Below are 18,934 nucleotides of genomic sequence, written 5' to 3' on the forward strand. Positions count from 1 at the left end.
TAAAATCAGGTCATACGCCCATCCACATAATTGAGATGTTTTTATTATAGCAAGCAGAACTTTTTGTGTAAATAGTATAAAGTATACAAATTTAATCCATATTTTATGGCATAATGTCGGATCTGGCAGGGGGATTTTTAGCTTCTTATTGCCACAAAGGCAATAAGTTTCATTTTTTTGTTATTCCCAACAGTTCCCCTAATCTTTTTTCTGTGGTAAAAACGCAGTAAAATACCCTGGCGGAACTCCCACTCTGCCAGGGTACGCTGTCATATCCTATTCTTTCCCTCTCTTTTGAGCCTCCATCCATCCTCAGACCGGTACACTCCTATTGTCTGGTGCTGAAATCCCGGCAGATGTATGGGATCACATCGCCGGATCGTAGGCAAAAAAGGGAACCCCCATAGGAGTTCCCTTTTTCTTATATCATTACCCTTCTATCATTTTCTCCTCAGTGCCGCCCTGTAGGTCTCCCCCATCGTGCTGCCGGAATATGCCGCATACATCTGTGTGGTGGTGGAATCAGAATGGCCCAGCATTGCCTGTACCGCGTGGATATCCGCTCCCCCGCGGATCAGATGGGCCGCAAAGGAATGGCGCAATGTGTGGGGGGTGATGTCTGCCTCTATTCCGGCCTTCTCCCCATAGTACTTGATGATCTTCCAAAAGCCCTGCCTGCTCATGGCCTTTCCGCTGCAGTTGGTAAAGAGCCACTCGGATTCATTTCCCTTTAAAAGTTCCTTCCTTCCCCGCTCCAGATACACTGCCATGGCCTGCTTGGCATTCTTTCCAAAGGGCACCATGCGCTCCTTCTGCCCGTCCCGGCAGGTGATATAGCCCACCTGCATGTTCAGGTCCTTAAGCCCCAGTCCGATGAGTTCAGATACCCTGATCCCGGTGGCGTACAACAGCTCCAGCATGGCCTTATCACGTATCTCCTTGGCCGATGCGGTCCCCGGCTGTTCCAGTAATGCATTGACCTCGTTGACACTCAGGATCACCGGCGTCTTTTTCTCAATCTTAGGAGCCTTTAAAAGTTCTGCCGGGTCCCGGCGGATCATACCTTCCCTGAACAGATAACTGAAAAAAGCCTTGATAGAGGCCAGTTCCCTTGATATAGTCGTGGTGGCCTTGCCCTCTTTTTCCAAAAAAAGGATATAAGAATTCAGGCTGGTCCTGGTCACCTTGGCAACCTCTGTTATCCCCTTATCCTCCAAGTACGCGGCCAGCTGCATCAGGTCCCGCTGATAGGATATTTCTGTATTCCTGGAAGTTTTCCTCACATCCCGAAGGTAGTTCACAAAACTCTTTATCTCAGATGTCATCTCTTTTTATTACCCCTGCCCATTTCTCACAAAAATCTCTTAAAAACCGTTTGCTGACTATCATTATAGCCACATTTTCCTATAAAATCAAACACATTTTTCCCACTTAAGCCCTCATTTTACGTTACTTAACATAAAACATACTACATGTTGGAAGGGGGCATTTTGGCGTGACAACATGTTGTAAAATCCCCAAAAAACTTTTTTCCTCAACAAGTGGTCCAGGGGCCTAAAATCCCCTGTTTTTCAGCTCTTCCACCAATTTCACATAGAACTCCACCACATCAAATCCCCTGTAATCCTCACGCTTCAGATCAATCATATCGCCATGGGAAATGCCCCTGTGCTTTTGGTTGGTGACAATCCCCCTGAAATCCCCCCACATGGCCGACTCCGGGGTCACCAGGCCGTCATTGGCCCCGTCCACTGCCTGGATGAGCAGATAGGGGAACCACAAAAGCGGGTCGCTGAGGAAATCCTTCATCAGCGAAGTATAGCTCTGATAATAGATACCGGGCATATCCGGTACATCCTCATTAAACACACGGCTGGACTCCGTGCTAAACTGGTGGGTAGCCGTGTAGAAATCGGGATGGGAGTCCCCGAACCGGCCGAACCAGTAATCAAAACCCCTGGCTATGGTCCTGTACAGGCCCTCCGGAAGCCTGCATGCATAATCCACAAAGCGGCATCCCCTGTGAGGCGTATTGATGGTGGTCAGGGACGCCACCATAGGCGCTGCCCCCAGCTTTGAGATGGCGAACCGGGAATCCAGCCCGCCCTTTGAATGAGCAATGATATTGACCTTGCCGCAGCCTGTCTCCTCCACGATCTGCTCTATCTTTTTTCGGATATCCCCTGCATTCCAGGCCACTGTGGCAAACGCCTCCTGGTTGCCGTAGTACACCGATGCCCCATACCTTGCAAGTTCCCTTGGGATCCTTCCCCAGTAATTGAAATACCTGAGATCCCTGAATCCAACTCCATGGACCAGAAGAAGGGGGTATTTTGTGCTGCACAGATCCGATTCCGCCCTCACCCGGCGGACCGACTCCTTATAGCACTCAAAATCATATTCCTCATGAACCAGCCTCATGGCGTGGAGCAGCACCAGCAGGTTTACCGCCGGTATCCACATGGCCAGCAGCATAAGGATTCTGGTCCTGAGCCTCAGGCGTTTGGAGGTGAGGAACATGCGCAGTATACCGTTCCAGAGAAGGATAAATAGCATCACGGCCGCGTAAATGCCGTTAATCCACAGGACCCGGCTGTCCCCCAGTCTGTCCATAAGCCCAGGGTACAATTTTAAAAAGATCACAGACTGGGCGCAGAAACCGTAGAGAGCAGCATAGCACAGGCTTCTGCCCCCCTCCATGACCGTAATGCGCCAGGATGCAAAGACGTCCTTTTTCCTGGGCAGTATCTGATAGGCCATCCAGATCACCCAGGAAATTCCCAGGATAACGATCAGCGCCGCGTTTCTGGGCAGGCCGCCCATTTCCTCTGTGCCCGGCCACACTCCCTTATACCATGCATAGGCAGACAGGGGAATATTCACGGCAAAGGGAATATAAAACGCAAGAAACAGACGTTTCAGATATGCATGTCCAAATTTTCCACCCTTCATATGTATTTCCTCTCAGTTCCTCCTTTAAACCAGTAAAAGCAAGGTCCCCGCAATCATCAGCGCCAGGCCTGCAGCGGACTTCACAGTCAGCTTTTCTCCCAGGAACAGCCGCTGGATCCCGATTTTTCCTAATATAGCTGTCAGGCTTGCAAATACAGCTGACATGAGGGCTGCCGCCATCCAGCCCTTTCCTCCCCGTCCCTCAGTAACCCCGGGAGTCCGCCGGATCATAAGCATGGTTCCCGTACCCATTAACACCATGCAGAAAAGCTTCATGGCCCCCAGTCCCTCACCTAAGATCACAGCTGCCAGGATCATGGTGATGATGGTACTGGACTTATCAATGGGTGCCACCTTATTCACATCCCCCAGGTACAGGGCCTGAAAATAGAGCAGCCAGGACGCCCCTGTGGCAAGGCCGGAAAGCACCAGGAACAAACATGTCCTGGCACTGATCAAACCTATGGTTTCAATGGATCCTGTAAGAAACACCATGATCCATGAAAATAATAATACAACCCCGGTCCGGATCGCCGTAGCCACATCCGAATCCGTGTCCCTGACCCCGATTTTTGATAAAACCGCCGTAAGGCCGGCAAATAAAGTTGATCCAAAAGCAAATAAAAGCATTTTATAATAGTCCTGTCAGTAAAGGCGATATGTACACTTCCAGAAATGCCCCCGCACCGGCCATGGCGACCAAAAGCATTCCAGGCAGGATATGCAGTTTTTTCTGAAACTGTCCGGACCATCCGGAAAGCACATACCAGATCATAAGGTAGACCAGTCCATGGGGAAGCACGGCAAAAAGGAAGGCTGCAATTCCCAAAATTCCCTTTTGCATGGTGAGCACGGACATCACAACGGCCAGGGACATGCCCGCGTAAAAGGTGAGAAAGCCAAACAGCATCTGGCTGCACACCGTAAGCCCTGCCAGCCACCCTGCCCCTGTCTCAAAGGCCCTCTGCTTCCACACTCCCAGAAACTCCTTTAAGCCGTATTCTCCCCCTATACCAGCCGCTCCGGCCGCCCCAAGGATGCTTCCCTGAACCACCGGCCCGCCAAATGCCAGAGCTGCCGCCGTCCCGCCAAAAATCCCCAGGACAAAGCAGAACAGAAGCCAGTCCTGGTATGTAAGTGTTGCAAGACTCAGTCTCAACCGTCTCATCCCCACAGCATACATCCTCCCTTCCGGAGTGTGTTTTCTTTCATGTTCAAATTAATGTATGCGGGTAAATGGGACAATATGCCATGTCCTCTTACACCATGTCGTCCTTCTTATCCACGGAGCGGTACTTTCTGGCATAGGCCATGACAGCGGCTATGGTTTTCCCGTCCGTAATCTTTCCTGTATAGATCATTTCCTCCAGCTCCGCCAGTTCACAGGGAACCACATTGATCACCTCATCCTCGTCCAGGTGCTGATGGGATGGGATCAGGTTGTGGGCCACAAAAATATCAATGGCCTCATCGCAGAATGCCACCGTGGTGGTAAGGCTCATAAGATACTCCAGCTTTTCTTTGGACTCCACCCTAAATCCTGTCTCCTCCTCCAGCTCCCTGAAGGCGCACTCCACCTTTGGCTCATCCGGGGCATCCAGCTTTCCCGCTGGTATCTCCAGGGTAAAGCGGTTCAGCGCATTCCTGTACTGGCGCACCATCAGTATCTTTCCGTCATCTGCAACAGGCAGCACTGCGGCAGCGCCGTCATGGTGGATGAAATCCCACTTTGCCTCATGGCCATTGGCAAGGACCGTATCCTCATACATTTTCAGGATATTGCCCTCATATTTCAGTTCCCTGCCCAGGCGCACCACCGGCATTCCCTCATTTTCAACTTTGCGTTCCATCTTTCTTAACCCTTTCCTGATTCTTATTTGTCCATACTGTTTTAAATCCTATTTCATCCTCTGGGTCTTGTCATAGCAGGCATCCGCCGCCTTGATCACAGAACTTCTGAACCCATGTTCCTCCAGGGCGGAAACCCCAGCAATGGTGGTGCCTCCCGGTGAACACACCTCATCCTTTAACTGGCCTGGATGCTTTCCTGTTTCCAGCACCATCTTTGCGCTTCCCATCACGGTCTGTGCAGCCATGGCATAGGCGGTCTTTCTGGGAAGCCCGTACTTTACTCCGCTGTCGGCCAGGGCTTCGATAAACATATACACAAACGCAGGGGAACTTCCGCTGACACAGCCCACCGCGTCCATCAGCCGTTCCTCCACCAGCTCCATGCGGCCGCAGGAAGAAAAGATAAGCCCGATCTCCCGCTTCTCCTCCTCATCATAGGCGGCTGCCTCATATGCCACCCCTGTCATCCCCTCGCCCAGCATGGCGGGAGTGTTGGGCATGGCCCGGACCACCCTCACGCCGCCTCCCAGCCTGGTCCTGATATTTTCTATGGAAATCCCGGGAGCCAGAGAAATGATCACCTGCTCCGGTCCCACCACATCCCTGATCTCCTCAAATACAATGTCAAAATACTGGGGTTTCACGGCCAGGATCAGGTATTTTACCTGCCCGGCACACTCCCGGTTGGATGAGGCATGCTTTACCTTTGTCTCAGCCGTAACCTTCTCCATCTTTTCCCTGTGTGCGGCTGTAAAAATCATATCCCCGGGCTGATATACCTTGAGAAGCCCGTTTAAAACGGCGCTTCCCATATTTCCCATTCCAATAAAGCCGATCTTAGCCATAATCCTTTTCTCCTTTTCCTTATTGTGTACTCTAGGAGACTCCGAGAGTACACTATTTTTCCCGTACCAGCACCCTCTGATGCCGATTAACGAAAAATGATAGATACCTGTACGAAACTGCCAAAAAGCCCCGGCAGGCCGCATGTTTGCGGCCCGCCAGGGACATTAAGTATTTATCCGTCAATCAACACATTTCAGTATATCACAAAAATCAAAGGTAGCAAAGTAATCTTCGGGAGTTTCCGCACGGCGGATCATTTCCACGGAACCGTCCTCTTTTAGCAGCAGCTCGGCCGACTTTAATTTGCCGTTGTAATTATACCCCATGGCAAATCCATGGGCGCCCGCGTCATGGATAAACAGCAGGTCGCCCTTCTCAATCTCCGGAAGGCTGCGGTCAATGGCAAACTTGTCATTGTTCTCACACAGGGATCCCACCACATCATACACGTGGTCACAGGGAGCTTCCTCTTTGCCCATGACCGTAATATGGTGATATGCACCATACATGGCAGGCCGCATAAGATTGACCGCGCAGGCGTCCACGCCCACGTACTCCTTGTGGGTATGCTTTTCGTGTATGGCCTTGGTGACCAGAGCACCGTACGGACCCATCATAAAGCGTCCCAGTTCCGTGCACACTGCCACATCATCCATGCCTGCCTGTACCAGCACCTCCTCATAGACCTTCCTCACCCCGTCACCAATGGCCAGGATGTCGTTGGGCTCCTGGTCCGGACGGTAAGGAATGCCGATGCCTCCGGAAAGGTTTATAAATGATACATGCGCCCCTGTCTCCTCTTTCAGATCCACTGCCAGTTCAAAGAGGATCTTTGCCAGCATGGGGTAATACTCATTGGTCACCGTATTGCTGGCCAAAAAGGCATGGATGCCGAAATGCTTTGCCCCCTTTGCCTTAAGGGTCTTAAATGCCTGGAACATCTGATCCCTGGTCATTCCGTACTTGGAATCCCCGGGATTGTCCATAATGTCATTGCTTACCTTAAAGACCCCGCCCGGATTGTAGCGGCAGCTGATGGTTTCCGGTATATATCCCAAGGTCTGCTCCAGGCATTCAATATGGGTGATATCGTCCAGGTTTATGATGGCTCCCATCTTCTGAGCATAGGCAAACTCCTCAGGAGGCGTATCATTGGATGAAAACATGATATCATGGCCTGTAAACCCGCAGGCCTTTGACATCATAAGTTCGGTCATGGACGAGCAGTCCGTGCCGCATCCCATGTCCTTTAAAATATTCAGTAAAAATGGATTGGGGGTTGCCTTTACGGCAAAGTACTCCTTATATCCCTTGTTCCATGAAAATGCCTGTTTTAATTTAGCCGCGTTCTCCCTGATTCCCTTTTCATCATAAAGATAGAAGGGGGTTGGGTATGTTTTTTCAATCTCTCTCAGCTGTTCAAGTGTTGCAAATGGTCTCTTATCCACTACTCTAACTCCTTTCTCATAAAGAACAGTAAAACGCAAAAAGTCTGTCAGGAAGCACAATAATCCTTGCGCATTATTGTACCCCCAGTCAGACTCCTTTGTCCAGTATTATTTGATTACTCGATATTAATAACTCTCATGATATTGGTCTGTGTGGCTGCCTCATGCCTTCTTGCGTATGTCACCACACCTGCGGTGATGACCGCCAGTTCCCCAACCGTCACAAAACCTCTGTTTTTAAGCTCTTCCACGGAGCTCTCGATCAGTTCGTCCGTTGACTCCGCCCGGCGTGACCATACCGGGACAACGCCCCACTGCAGCTGCATCTGGCGCACGGTTGCCATGCTTGGAGACATGCCGATGATCCTTGCCCCGGGTCTCCATTTGGAAAGCATCTGAGTGGTAAATCCTGTAATGCTGGGAGCAATGATCACATCCGCTTCCAGGTCATGGGCAGTAGACACAGAGGCAAAGCACACGGCATTGGAAACATTCTTCATGTTCTGCTCTGTGACCTTTCTCTGGCGGTATCCCGCATAGTCCAGATGGGACTCTGTCTCCTGGGTGATGGAAACCATCATCTTCAGCGCCTCGATGGGATACCTGCCCATGGCTGTCTCTCCGGAGAGCATTACCGCATCGGTGCCGTCATATACCGCATTGGCCACATCCGTCACCTCAGCCCTGGTAGGCCTTGGATTGCGGATCATGGAATCCAGCATCTGGGTGGCGGTGATAACGATCTTACATGCCTCATTGCACTTGCGGATGATCTTCTTCTGGATATGGGGTACCTTCTCAGCCGGGATCTCCACGCCCATATCGCCTCGGGCCACCATGATACCGTCAGCCGCCTCAATAATGGCGTCCAGGTTCTCGATCCCCTCCGCGTTCTCAATCTTCGCAATGACCTTCATGCTGGAACCCTGTTCCTCCAGCATTTCCTTAATCTCCCGGATACAATCCGCGGTACGGACAAAGGAAGCCGCAATAAAGTCAAAGCCATGCTTGATCCCAAAGCGGATATCCTCCTTATCCTTGTCTGTCAGGGCCGGAAGCTTGATCTTTACATTGGGCACATTCACGCCCTTCTTCTCTCCCAGCTCTCCGCCATTGACAACCGTACAGATGATGTCGGTGTCCTTAACCTCCACCACGTCCATCTCGATCAGGCCATCGTCAATCAGGATCTTGTTGCCGGGAGCCACATCGGAATTAAGCCCGCTGTAATTGATGTAACCGATGGTATCATCTCCCGTCACTTCACGGGTGGTCAGGGTATAGGTCTGGCCCTCCTTCAGCGTTACCTTTTTTCCGTCCTTCAGCTGGCCGGTGCGGATCTCCGGTCCTTTTGTATCCAAAAGCGCTGCAACCGGAATATCCAGCTCCTTGCGCACATCCTTTAACAGCTCCAGGCGTCCCTGATGCTCCTCATAATCCCCGTGGGAAAAGTTAAAACGCGCCACATCCATGCCGTTTTTTGCAAGTTCCATCATTATGTTCTTGTCGCTGGTATTGGGGCCCATGGTACAGATAATCTTGGTTTTCTTCATTGTCAGTCCTCCATAAACTTCGTACAGTGTGATATTTGGTTCGTGATACCTTGTTCGTGATATTTGGTTCGTGATATTTAATGCATCCTATTTGAAAGATGGTGAAAATACCGGAATAGATAGTGGGGTATAACGGAGGTCCACAGTGGGTGCCTGTGGTCCGTTAGCTGGGGGGATCCGATTTTTTCACGTGCTGATGTGTATATAAATGATCCATGCAGTACTCATAGCTGCCTTCACATTTTGAACAATAGCGGAACTCCATGCCCGGGCTGTCCTTGTCCGTGCGTCCGCATACCGCGCACTTATGACCTGTCTTGGCAGCTGTCATGGGCTTGATCTTTTTCTGGAACTCTTTCTGGCGTTTCTTCTGCTTATAGCTTGTTTCACCTGCCACCACCATCCATCCAAAGAAGATGAACATGTGCAGGATACATACAAAGATCTCCACCTTTGTGAAAATGCCGCCCTTGTAAAAATCGTACACATAGATCACGGCCTCTGCCACGGCGATCCATTTGGCCTTCAGGGGCAGGACCATCATCAGAAGGATCTGGGACTCCGGGAACATAAGGGCAAACACAAAGAAGAAGGAGTATACCAGGTGGATGGGTGTGAGCATCAGCGGGAAACCAGAAAGCAGGTACACCACCAGGGAGGCGATCACGTTCAGCAGCACGCCCAGTATGATATAGCAGTTAAAACGGAACTTTCCCCACACCTGCTCTACGATCATGCCGAAGGTACGGATACAGTAAAGGGCCAGGGCATTAAACAGGATAAATCCCATGGTACTGCCCCCGGTAAATGCAGGTGGGAACACAAGAAATGTAAAAATTCTCCATATTTGTCCCTGCATAATGGCCGCAGGGTTCAGCGTCAGGTAATTAAACAGAAACTGCGGTGCAATCAGGTACAGCACAATACCCAGCGCCTGGAGCGCGCACACATAGTTGATGATGCCTCCAATGGCATACCTGCTTAATTTCTGTTCAAGCTTCTTTAGAAATTTCATTAACGACTCCTTCTTTATGATATCAGAACAAATCCTTCTTATTAAAAATATAAGCTACCAGCAGTGACAGAGCCAGGGCAAATCCCAGGACAATGACGAATCCGTATGGATGGGTCGCAAAGGGCATGCCTCTGGAATTGACATTCATACCGTAGAAGCTGGCCACCATGGTGGGGATGGACATGACAATGGTCACGGTTGCCAGAAACTTCATCACAATATTCAGGTTGTTGGAAATAACAGAGGCAAACGCATCCATGGTTCCGCTGAGGATACCGCTATAGATATTGGCCATCTCAATGGCCTGTTTGTTTTCCACGATAACGTCTTCCAGCAGATCCGTGTCCTCAGGATACTTCTTGATCTTCTCAGTTCTGAGAAGTTTTTCCAGCACCACCTCATTGGAACGCAGGGAGGTGGTAAAATATACCAGGGACTTCTCCAGCTCCAAAAGCTCGATCAGCTCCTCGTTCTTCTGGGACTGGTGGAGCTTGCGCTCTATGACCTCACTCTTTTTGTCTATGATCCGGAGGTACTGCAGGTATTGGGTAGCGTTTTTATAAAGGATCTGCAGGATAAACCTGGTCTTCATAAAGGTGTGGAAATCCCTCACCCTTCCGTCCATAAATGACGTGAGCACCGGTGTCTCCTCCAGGCAGACAGTAATCAGCACCTCGTTGGTGGTAATAATAGCCAAAGGAATGGTCACAAACCAGTCCTTGCCGCTGCGCTCCTCAATGGACGGGATATCCACCAGAACCAGGGTGTAATCATCCTCCACCTCAATACGCGAGCGTTCCTCCTCATCCAGAGGCGCCTTTAAGTGGTCCGGGTCAATCTGATATGCATCCGCAATGTCAATGATCTCAGAGGCTGTAGGGTTTGTTAACGCAATCCAGCAGCCAGGCTGCATCTCTTCTTTTTCGTGCATAGCACCGTCTTCGGTCTTAAAAATCCGTATCATGCGAACTCTCCCCCATTTTGAAATTATACGTTCTCATTATAGTGACTGCCCCGCGGTTTGTCAAATAAAATAGCCTGCCATTTTTTATAAACAAAATAATTTTACTAGAATCATGCACAATTTTTGCCATTTCTTCACGATTTTTTAACGCCTGTCCCCAATTGTATTCCTTCCTAATTTATGCTAAACTCTATGGTGAGTATTCGCAGCCTCGTCTGCGGATTGTTGCATAAATCACAGTTTTTTCCATAAAACTGTAATATGATGAACGCAAAACAACTTCACGGTCCTCTGGGCTGTAAGTCACAAAGGAGGTTAGGGTAAAACCCCACGTATATGAGCTTACATACAACTACCCTTACACTTGGAATCGACATTGGTTCCACAACCGTTAAAATAGCATTACTGAATCAGAACTACCATATAGTATTCTCCGATTATGAGCGCCATTATGCCAATATACAGGAAACTCTGGCAGAACTTCTGAAAAAAGCATGCAGGGTAACCGGCCCCACGGACGTTGTCCCCGTCATTACCGGCTCCGGCGGCCTTACGCTGTCATCCCATCTGGATGTTCCCTTTGTCCAGGAAGTGGTGGCTGTGGCCTCCGCCCTTCAGGACTACGCGCCTCACACGGACGTAGCCATTGAGCTTGGCGGGGAAGATGCAAAAATTATATATTTTACCAATGGGATCGACCAGCGGATGAACGGAATCTGTGCAGGAGGCACCGGTTCTTTTATTGACCAGATGGCATCCCTGCTCCAGACAGACGCCGCGGGCCTGGATCAATACGCCAAGCACTACAAGGCCATCTATCCAATTGCGGCCCGGTGCGGCGTATTTGCCAAATCCGATATACAGCCCCTGATCAATGAGGGGGCCACCAGGGAGGACCTGGCGGCTTCCATTTTCCAGGCAGTGGTAAACCAGACCATCAGCGGTCTGGCCTGCGGCAAACCCATCAGGGGGAACGTAGCCTTTTTAGGAGGCCCTCTCCACTTCCTTCCCCAGCTGAGGGAAAGTTTTATCCGCACCCTGCGCCTGACCCCGGAGCAGATCATCGCACCGGACCACTCCCATCTGTTTGCGGCAGTGGGAGCTGCCATGAACCCCCAGGAAGATCAGGTCCCTGTGGCCCTTGATACCATCATCCAACGCCTGTCCTCAGGCATCCAGATGGATATTGAGGTAAAGCGCATGGAGCCCCTGTTTAAGGATCAGGCCGACTATGAAGAATTCTCCGGCCGCCATGCCTGCAACCATGTAAAGTCCGGCGACCTGGCATCCTATGAAGGGAACTGTTATCTGGGCATTGACGCAGGCTCCACCACCACCAAGGTGGCTGTGGTGGCCGAGGACGGAACCCTTTTGTACCGTTTCTACGATAATAATAACGGAAGCCCCCTGGCAACCGCGATCCACGCCCTGAGCGAGATACGTGGCCTGCTCCCTGATACGGCCCATATTGCCTACTCCTGCTCCACAGGATATGGGGAGGCCCTGTTAAAGGCAGCCCTGATGCTGGATGAGGGGGAGGTGGAGACCATCTCCCACTACTATGCCGCCGCGTTCTTTGAGCCGGATGTGGACTGTATCCTGGATATCGGCGGTCAGGACATGAAGTGTATCAAGATTAAGGACGGCACAGTGGACAGTGTACAGCTGAACGAGGCGTGCTCCTCCGGCTGCGGCTCCTTTATTGAGACCTTTGCAAAGAGCCTGAACTACAGTGTGGAGGATTTTGCAAAGGAAGCCTTGTTTGCAAAGAACCCCACGGACCTGGGCACGCGCTGCACCGTGTTCATGAACTCCAACGTAAAACAGGCCCAGAAGGAAGGGGCCACGGTGGCGGATATCTCCGCCGGCCTGGCTTACTCCGTTATCAAGAACGCCCTGTTTAAGGTTATAAAGATCACCAATGCCTCTGACCTGGGAAACCATGTGGTGGTCCAGGGCGGCACCTTTTATAATGACGCGGTGCTCAGAAGCTTTGAGAAAATATCCGGGTGTGAGGCGGTCCGCCCTGACATTGCGGGCATAATGGGCGCATTCGGCGCTGCCCTGATCGCAAAGGAGCGCTTCCACATGAACGGTGAGGAAGCCACTTCCATGCTCCCTCTGGATAAGATCATTTCCCTGAAATATACCACCTCCATGACCAGGTGCAAGGGCTGCAACAACCATTGTGTACTGACCATTAACCAGTTTGGCAGCGGCCGCCGTTTCATTTCCGGGAACCGGTGTGAACGCGGGCTGGGGCTTGAGAAGGCCAAAAAAGAGATTCCCAATCTCTTCGATTATAAATACCACCGCATGTTTGATTACGATCCCCTGCCCTTAGACCAGGCGGACCGCGGCACGGTGGGGATCCCGCGTGTCCTCAACATGTATGAGAATTTCCCCTTCTGGGCCGTATTTTTCCAGAAGCTGCGCTACCATGTGGTGCTTTCCCCCCAGTCCACCAGACAGCTCTATGAGCTGGGGATTGAATCCATTCCCAGCGAGTCCGAGTGTTATCCCGCCAAGCTGGTGCACGGCCACATATCCTGGCTGATCAAACAGGGGATCAAGTTTATATTTTATCCATGCATTCCATATGAGCGCAATGAAAGCCCGGATGCAGGCAACCACTACAACTGCCCCATGGTCACCTCCTATGCTGAGAATATCAAAAACAATGTGGAGGCACTGGAGGAGGAGCATGTTTCCTTTGTCAATCCCTTTATGGCATTTACCAATGAGCAGGTGCTCACCGATGCCCTGGTAAAGGAATTCACAAAACGGGGGGAGATCCCCGCTGCTGAGATCAGGATGGCTGCCCACGCGGCCTGGCAGGAACTTCTTGCATCCCGCCTGGACATGGAGAAAAAGGGTGAGGAAACCCTTGCATGGCTGAAGGAGACAGGAAAGCGGGCAGTGGTGCTGGCCGGCCGGCCTTACCACGTGGATCCTGAGATCCACCACGGGATCCCGGAACTGATCACGTCCTATGGGTTCGCGGTACTCACAGAGGACTCCATCTCCCATCTGGGTCAGGTGGAACGGCCCCTGGTGGTGACGGACCAGTGGATGTACCACACGCGCCTCTATGCGGCGGCCAGCTTTGTAAAGACCCAGGAAAACCTGGATCTCATACAGCTCAACTCCTTTGGATGCGGACTGGACGCAGTGACCACGGACCAGGTTGCCGAGATACTGACACGCTCCGGCAAGATCTACACCGTGCTGAAGATCGATGAGGTGAACAACCTGGGCGCTGCCAGGATCCGGATCCGCTCCCTGATCGCCGCCTTAAAGGTCCGCGACCAGAAGCACTATGAGCGCAAGGTGGTGTCCAGCGCTTACAACCGTGTGTATTTTACCAAGGAGATGAAGAAGACATATACCCTTCTCTGCCCCCAGATGTCGCCCATCCATTTTGACCTTCTGGAACCGGCTATCCGCTCCTTTGGCTATAAGATCGAGGTACTGCAAAACCATAACCGCAGCGCGGTGGATGTGGGACTCCAGTATGTGAACAACGATGCCTGCTATCCGTCCCTGATCGTCATCGGACAGATCATGGACGCCCTGCTGTCGGGGAAATACGACCTGGACCACACCGCCGTGCTCATGAGCCAGACAGGCGGCGGCTGCCGCGCATCCAACTATGTGGGATTCATCCGCCGCGCCCTGGAAAAGGCCGGTATGCCTCAGATCCCCGTTGTCTCCGTGAATGCCAACGGCATGGAGACCAACCCCGGCTTTACATTTACAGTCCCTCTGCTCACAAAGGCCATGCAGGCCATTGTGTACGGCGATATCTTCATGCGTGTGCTTTACGCCACACGGCCCTATGAGGCGGAACCGGGCAGCGCCAACGCCCTTCACGAAAAGTGGAAGGCCCGCTGTATCCAGTCCCTGTCCAAACGGAACGCCGCCATGATGGAATTCGGCCGTAACATCCGGGGAATTGTCCGGGATTTTGACAATCTGCCAAGACGTGATGTGAGAAAACCCAAGGTGGGTATTGTGGGTGAGATCCTTGTAAAGTTCTCCCCTCTTGCCAACAACCACATTGTGGAGCTTCTGGAGTCCGAGGGGGCTGAGGCAGTGATGCCCGACCTGATGGATTTCCTATTATACAGTTTTTATAACAGCAACTTTAAGGCTGAGCACCTGGGCACCAAGAAATCTACCGCAAGGCTGTGCAATGCCGGTATCTCCCTGCTGGAGTATTTCCGCAGGACAGCTAAGAAAGAGCTGAAAGCCAGCATGCATTTTACGCCCCCGTCCGCCATCAATGAACTGGCTGAGATGGCCAAGGGCTTTGTGTCCCTGGGCAACCAGACCGGCGAGGGATGGTTCCTCACAGGAGAGATGCTGGAGCTGATCCACAGCGGTGTGAACAATATCATCTGCACCCAGCCCTTTGGCTGTCTGCCCAACCATATTGTGGGCAAAGGCGTAATCAAGGAGCTGCGCCGGCACTACCCTCAGTCCAATATCATTGCCGTGGACTATGACCCGGGCGCCAGCGAGGTGAACCAGCTCAACCGTATCAAACTCATGCTTTCCACTGCCCAGAAAAACCTAAAGCAGGAAAAACCGGCTGAACCCCAGCCTGTGAAAAAGCGGCACGCCCCCAAGGCAAAGACGCTGCAGACAGCGTAAGGGGCGGAGGTATCAAGAACGGACTGCTTGATCACAGACGGCAGAACTGACAGAATATAATACATAACAGACAGGCTGCATCCCCGCTGAGCGGAGGATGCAGCCTGTCTGCCTATCATGTTTATGTTTGTCAAGAACACGTTTCCAAAGAGGTCCCTTTCATCCTGGATCGGATTCCTGAAACCACCAGGACCGCGATGGTCATAAAATATGGCAGGGCCAGTACGATCTGGGACGGTATCCCAAAATTCTGCATGCTGGCCGCCAATGCCTGTGCATACGCAAACATAAAACTGTATACCGCCGCCATCACCGGATTTCCCTTGGCGATCATAATGGCCGCAACTGCCAGGAAGCCGCGTCCCGCGGACATGTTTTCCGTAAAAATGGAAGTTCCCCCCAAAGGCAGGATGGCCCCTGCGATCCCCACAAAAAAGCCGGTGATCAAAACGGAATACCACTTGTAGCGCAGCACGTTGGTTCCTGTTGTCTGGGCCGCCTTCTCATTGATGCCCACGCTTCTGAGCCTGAGGCCAAAGGGTGTTTTGTACATGGCGATCCATGTGCCCGCAACTGCCAAAAGTGTAAGGTACACCACAATATTATGGGCGCCCAGCACCTCCCCCGCATAGGGGATCCTGCTGATCAGGGGCAGTTTGATCACGGGGAGACTGACCAGGCGCGGATCCATAAAGGAGCCGCGTTTTCCAAATAAATTCAAAAGCAGGAAGGAGGTAAATGCATCCATTCCCAGATTCATGGCAATGCTGACCACCATTCCGCTGGAGCCCAGATGGAACACCAGTGTCCCGAACAGGACCGCACAGGCCAGTCCGGCCAGGATACCGCACAATACCCCCACATAGGGGCTGCCTGAATAGTAGGTACCCAGGGTTGCGAAAAAGGCCGCGCACAGCATAAAGCTTTCCAGGGCAATATTAAAGATTCCTGTCCTGTCCCCAAAGCAGCCGCCAATGGAGGACAGGATCAGGGGCACGGCCATTCTCAGCGCAGCTGCCATGGTAATGGTTCCCACTAAAATATTTAGCATTATCCCACCACCGCCTTTCTCTTAAACATACCTGCCAGTTTCCTGTAGTCCACTGTGATGAACAGCACAAAGAGGGCCTGGATCAGCAGTACCGTGAGACGGTTCACATCGCACATGCGCTCCATGTGAAGGGAACCGGCTTTCAGGATCCCCCATATCACGGCTACCACCAGAACTGTCAGCGGATTGTTGCCCGCGATCATGGCGATCATGATCCCGTCCCATCCCAGATTGTTGGAAAAGCTGGCCGTAAACTTCCCATAAGTGCCCTGTACCTCAATACTGCCGCATAATCCGGCCACAAAACCGGACAGCAGGAAGATGGCCAGGAATGTTTTTGTCACATTGACGCCCCCTATCCTGGCAAACCTGCGGTTCTCACCCACCTGCTTTAGCTCATACCCCACCACCGTGCAGCGGTAGACCAGGTAGATGACCACCACAAGTCCCACCGCGATCAGAATCCCGGTGCTGGCATTTGTCTTGGGGATCAGGTTGGTGAGACGCGCCGTATCCTCGATGGGAGGCGTGGACAGGGCCAGGGAATCCCCGGCCGCGCTGATGCCCATCACAATATAGGTGAGATATTCCGTCATCAGGATGGCAATGTAATTCAGCATAAGGGTTGTGATCATCTCATTCACATGGAATACCAGCTTCATCACTGCCGGAATCAGTGCAAACAACATTCCCGCAGCACCGGCTGCCAGCAGGCATCCGGTTACGTGAAGGGCCTTTGGCAGATGTACATAGAATCCAAACAGTGCCGCCGCATAGGCCCCAAAGTAAAGCTGCCCCTCAATGCCCAGGTTCATGACCCCTGATTTGAAGGCTATGGTGGCAGCGATCCCGGTCAGGATACAGGGTGTGATCCAGCGCAGCGTATTTCCAATATTGCGGATGCTCCCAAAAGCTCCCTGGAGGATATATTTCATGGCCGTGGCAGGATTCTCTCCCTGCCACAGGATGAGAACACTGCCGATTATCATAACTGCCATAAATGAAAATACATATTTCATCACATTCCAGGCAGCGTCCTGGCCCATGCCCCTTGTTATCTTACTCATGCGCAGCCACCTCCCGTCATCAAAAGCCCTATCTCTGTCTCCGTCTTCTCACCGTGTATTCCTCCATCGTACAGCTGTCCATCGTACATTACAAGGATGCGGTCTGATACTTCCATCACCTCATTCAGCTCATGGCTTACCAGCAGGATGGCCGCTCCTGCGCCTGCCAGGCTTTCAATCTTTTTCCAGATAAATTCAATGGCACCTATGTCAATGCCCCGGGTGGGATCCTCAATGATCAGCAGACGGTTGTCCTGCAGGAACTCCCTGCCCACGATCAGTTTTTGGATATTTCCCCCTGAAAGGGTCTGTATCTTCAGGTTGGGCGAGGATGCCTTAACATTAAAATCATGGATGATATGCTCTGTAAAGGATATGGCCTGCTTTCGCTTCAGGAGATAGCGGTTTCCAAATCCCTTCACAATATGGTAGCCCATGATGGCGTTCTCCCACAGGGTGGCTTCCCGGTTGATGCCTTCGCTGATGCGGTCCTGGGGCACATATCCGATATGGCACATGCGGTGTTCCCGGCAGTTAAGGCCCGTGATGTCCTTTCCATCAAAGAGGACTTCCCCCCGGCTGCTGCTTCTTAGGCCGAACAGTCCCTCCACCAGCTCCTGCTGGCCGGAACCGGCCACGCCTGCAATTCCCAGAATCTCCCCCCTGCGTATTTCAAAGGAGACATCCTTTAACTTTTCCCTTCCCTCATAATCCGGTACGGACAGATGCCTGACCTGGAGCAGCACGTCTCCCTGCTTCTTTTCTTCTTTCTGGGCAGTAAGGATGACCTCCCTTCCCACCATCATGGTGGCAAGGCCATGTTCGTCCGTCTCATCCGGTTTTACGGTATCCACATAATGTCCGTTCTTTAAGACCGTGATGCGGTCGGAGATTTCCATTACTTCCTTCAGCTTGTGGGTGATGAACAGCACGGTCTTGCCGTTTTTCACCAGAAAACGGATGGCCTCAAACAGGCCCTGGATCCCCTGGGGTGTCAGCACGGATGTGGGCTCGTCAAAGATAATGATGTCCACTCCCCGGTATAATATCTTCACGATCTCCACCTGCTGCAGCATGGAAACGGACAGGTTCTGGACCAGTTCATCCAAAGGTATGTTAAAATGATACTCCCGGCATATGTCCTCCACATGGCGGCGGGCCGCTTCCCGGTTCAGGAAAATACCCCATTTCTTCTTCTCATATCCCATCATGATATTATCCAGCACGGTCAATTCAGGGAACAGCATAAATTCCTGGTGCACCATTCCGATGCCCGCCCTGCTGGCATCATTGGGATTCTTGAAATCCACCTTTTTCCCGTGTACAAACAGCTCCCCCTCATCCGGCCGGTACAGGCCGCTGATCACATTCATGAGCGTGCTTTTTCCAGCCCCGTTTTCCCCGATGACCGCATGGACTGTTCCCTTCCTTACAGACAGGCTGATCCTGTCATTTGCGGTCAGACTTCCGAACCGCTTGGTTATCCCCTTTAATTCCAGCACAAAGTCCATAGATGCCTCCTTTATGTAAC

13 protein-coding genes and 1 pseudogene are annotated in these 18,934 nt (G+C 51.8%); 1 reads left to right on the forward strand and 13 read right to left on the reverse strand.

The window, feature by feature from the left end:
- Positions 1 to 440: 440 nt before the first annotated feature.
- The 10 genes and pseudogenes from HMPREF9469_RS14850 to HMPREF9469_RS14895 all read right to left on the reverse strand — a co-directional run bounded on the left by HMPREF9469_RS14850 (position 441) and on the right by HMPREF9469_RS14895 (position 10,629).
- On the reverse strand, positions 441 to 1,325 hold the full coding sequence (locus HMPREF9469_RS14850; RefSeq protein WP_007863270.1) for a site-specific tyrosine recombinase: 885 nt from the start codon (positions 1,323 to 1,325) through the stop codon (positions 441 to 443).
- Between the two features lie 229 nt (positions 1,326 to 1,554).
- A complete protein-coding gene (locus tag HMPREF9469_RS14855) occupies positions 1,555 to 2,952 on the reverse strand; it encodes a lipase family alpha/beta hydrolase (RefSeq protein WP_007863274.1) in 1,398 nt (465 codons plus the stop codon).
- A 57-nt stretch (positions 2,953 to 3,009) separates the two neighbouring features.
- Positions 3,010 to 3,582, reverse strand: a pseudogene (locus tag HMPREF9469_RS14860) (EamA family transporter); the annotation flags it as partial.
- A gap of 1 nt (position 3,583) precedes the next feature.
- On the reverse strand, positions 3,584 to 4,126 hold the full coding sequence (locus HMPREF9469_RS14865; protein ID WP_007863279.1) for a hypothetical protein: 543 nt from the start codon (positions 4,124 to 4,126) through the stop codon (positions 3,584 to 3,586).
- A gap of 85 nt (positions 4,127 to 4,211) precedes the next feature.
- Positions 4,212 to 4,802, reverse strand: coding sequence for an NUDIX hydrolase (locus tag HMPREF9469_RS14870; RefSeq protein WP_007863280.1), 591 nt, complete (start codon positions 4,800 to 4,802; stop codon positions 4,212 to 4,214).
- A 48-nt stretch (positions 4,803 to 4,850) separates the two neighbouring features.
- Positions 4,851 to 5,648, reverse strand: coding sequence for a pyrroline-5-carboxylate reductase (gene proC / locus HMPREF9469_RS14875; protein WP_007863281.1), 798 nt, complete (start codon positions 5,646 to 5,648; stop codon positions 4,851 to 4,853).
- Between the two features lie 180 nt (positions 5,649 to 5,828).
- The gene (locus HMPREF9469_RS14880; RefSeq protein ID WP_007863282.1) at positions 5,829 to 7,097 is read right to left on the reverse strand and encodes a diaminopimelate decarboxylase; all 1,269 of its coding nucleotides are present in this window, start codon (positions 7,095 to 7,097) and stop codon (positions 5,829 to 5,831) included.
- A gap of 116 nt (positions 7,098 to 7,213) precedes the next feature.
- The gene (gene pyk, locus HMPREF9469_RS14885) at positions 7,214 to 8,650 is read right to left on the reverse strand and encodes a pyruvate kinase (protein WP_007863283.1); all 1,437 of its coding nucleotides are present in this window, start codon (positions 8,648 to 8,650) and stop codon (positions 7,214 to 7,216) included.
- Between the two features lie 163 nt (positions 8,651 to 8,813).
- Complete coding sequence (locus HMPREF9469_RS14890; protein ID WP_007863284.1) at positions 8,814 to 9,665, reverse strand: rhomboid family intramembrane serine protease; 852 nt, start codon at positions 9,663 to 9,665, stop codon at positions 8,814 to 8,816.
- Positions 9,666 to 9,687: 22 nt separating this feature from the next.
- Complete coding sequence (locus tag HMPREF9469_RS14895) at positions 9,688 to 10,629, reverse strand: magnesium transporter CorA family protein (protein WP_007863286.1); 942 nt, start codon at positions 10,627 to 10,629, stop codon at positions 9,688 to 9,690.
- Between the two features lie 336 nt (positions 10,630 to 10,965).
- On the opposite strand from HMPREF9469_RS14895, the gene HMPREF9469_RS14900 reads away from it, so the two are divergent.
- A complete protein-coding gene (locus HMPREF9469_RS14900) occupies positions 10,966 to 15,285 on the forward strand; it encodes a 2-hydroxyacyl-CoA dehydratase (protein WP_007863288.1) in 4,320 nt (1,439 codons plus the stop codon).
- 130 nt (positions 15,286 to 15,415) lie between these two features.
- Here HMPREF9469_RS14900 and HMPREF9469_RS14905 read toward each other — a convergent pair whose 3' ends face one another.
- From HMPREF9469_RS14905 to HMPREF9469_RS14915, 3 genes are read right to left on the reverse strand one after another with little or no spacing between them, the layout of a single operon-like run.
- Positions 15,416 to 16,336 (reverse strand): ABC transporter permease, encoded by a 921-nt coding sequence (locus tag HMPREF9469_RS14905; RefSeq protein ID WP_007863290.1) that lies wholly within the window; start codon positions 16,334 to 16,336, stop codon positions 15,416 to 15,418.
- Positions 16,336 to 17,403: an ABC transporter permease gene (locus HMPREF9469_RS14910; RefSeq protein WP_007863292.1), complete on the reverse strand. Its 1,068-nt coding sequence runs from the start codon at positions 17,401 to 17,403 to the stop codon at positions 16,336 to 16,338. The genes HMPREF9469_RS14905 and HMPREF9469_RS14910 overlap by 1 nt, the downstream gene beginning before the upstream one ends.
- Positions 17,400 to 18,914, reverse strand: coding sequence for an ABC transporter ATP-binding protein (locus HMPREF9469_RS14915; protein ID WP_007863294.1), 1,515 nt, complete (start codon positions 18,912 to 18,914; stop codon positions 17,400 to 17,402). Before HMPREF9469_RS14915 ends, HMPREF9469_RS14910 begins: the two co-directional genes overlap by 4 nt.
- Positions 18,915 to 18,934: the final 20 nt, after the last annotated feature.

Source organism: [Clostridium] citroniae WAL-17108, assembly GCF_000233455.1.
Lineage (GTDB): Bacteria > Bacillota > Clostridia > Lachnospirales > Lachnospiraceae > Enterocloster > Enterocloster citroniae.

What these genes read in the sequence shown, in the direction of transcription:
- HMPREF9469_RS14850 (WP_007863270.1), bottom strand. Translation starts at nt 1,325, where the DNA reads ATGACATCTGAGATAAAGAGTTTTGTGAACTACCTTCGGGATGTGAGG.
- HMPREF9469_RS14895 (WP_007863286.1), bottom strand. Translation starts at nt 10,629, where the DNA reads ATGATACGGATTTTTAAGACCGAAGACGGTGCTATGCACGAAAAAGAA.
- HMPREF9469_RS14855 (WP_007863274.1), bottom strand. Translation starts at nt 2,952, where the DNA reads ATGAAGGGTGGAAAATTTGGACATGCATATCTGAAACGTCTGTTTCTT.
- HMPREF9469_RS14900 (WP_007863288.1), top strand. Translation starts at nt 10,966, where the DNA reads ATGAGCTTACATACAACTACCCTTACACTTGGAATCGACATTGGTTCC.
- HMPREF9469_RS14910 (WP_007863292.1), bottom strand. Translation starts at nt 17,403, where the DNA reads ATGAGTAAGATAACAAGGGGCATGGGCCAGGACGCTGCCTGGAATGTG.
- proC (WP_007863281.1), bottom strand. Translation starts at nt 5,648, where the DNA reads ATGGCTAAGATCGGCTTTATTGGAATGGGAAATATGGGAAGCGCCGTT.
- HMPREF9469_RS14870 (WP_007863280.1), bottom strand. Translation starts at nt 4,802, where the DNA reads ATGGAACGCAAAGTTGAAAATGAGGGAATGCCGGTGGTGCGCCTGGGC.
- HMPREF9469_RS14890 (WP_007863284.1), bottom strand. Translation starts at nt 9,665, where the DNA reads ATGAAATTTCTAAAGAAGCTTGAACAGAAATTAAGCAGGTATGCCATT.
- HMPREF9469_RS14915 (WP_007863294.1), bottom strand. Translation starts at nt 18,914, where the DNA reads ATGGACTTTGTGCTGGAATTAAAGGGGATAACCAAGCGGTTCGGAAGT.
- HMPREF9469_RS14905 (WP_007863290.1), bottom strand. Translation starts at nt 16,336, where the DNA reads ATGCTAAATATTTTAGTGGGAACCATTACCATGGCAGCTGCGCTGAGA.
- pyk (WP_007863283.1), bottom strand. Translation starts at nt 8,650, where the DNA reads ATGAAGAAAACCAAGATTATCTGTACCATGGGCCCCAATACCAGCGAC.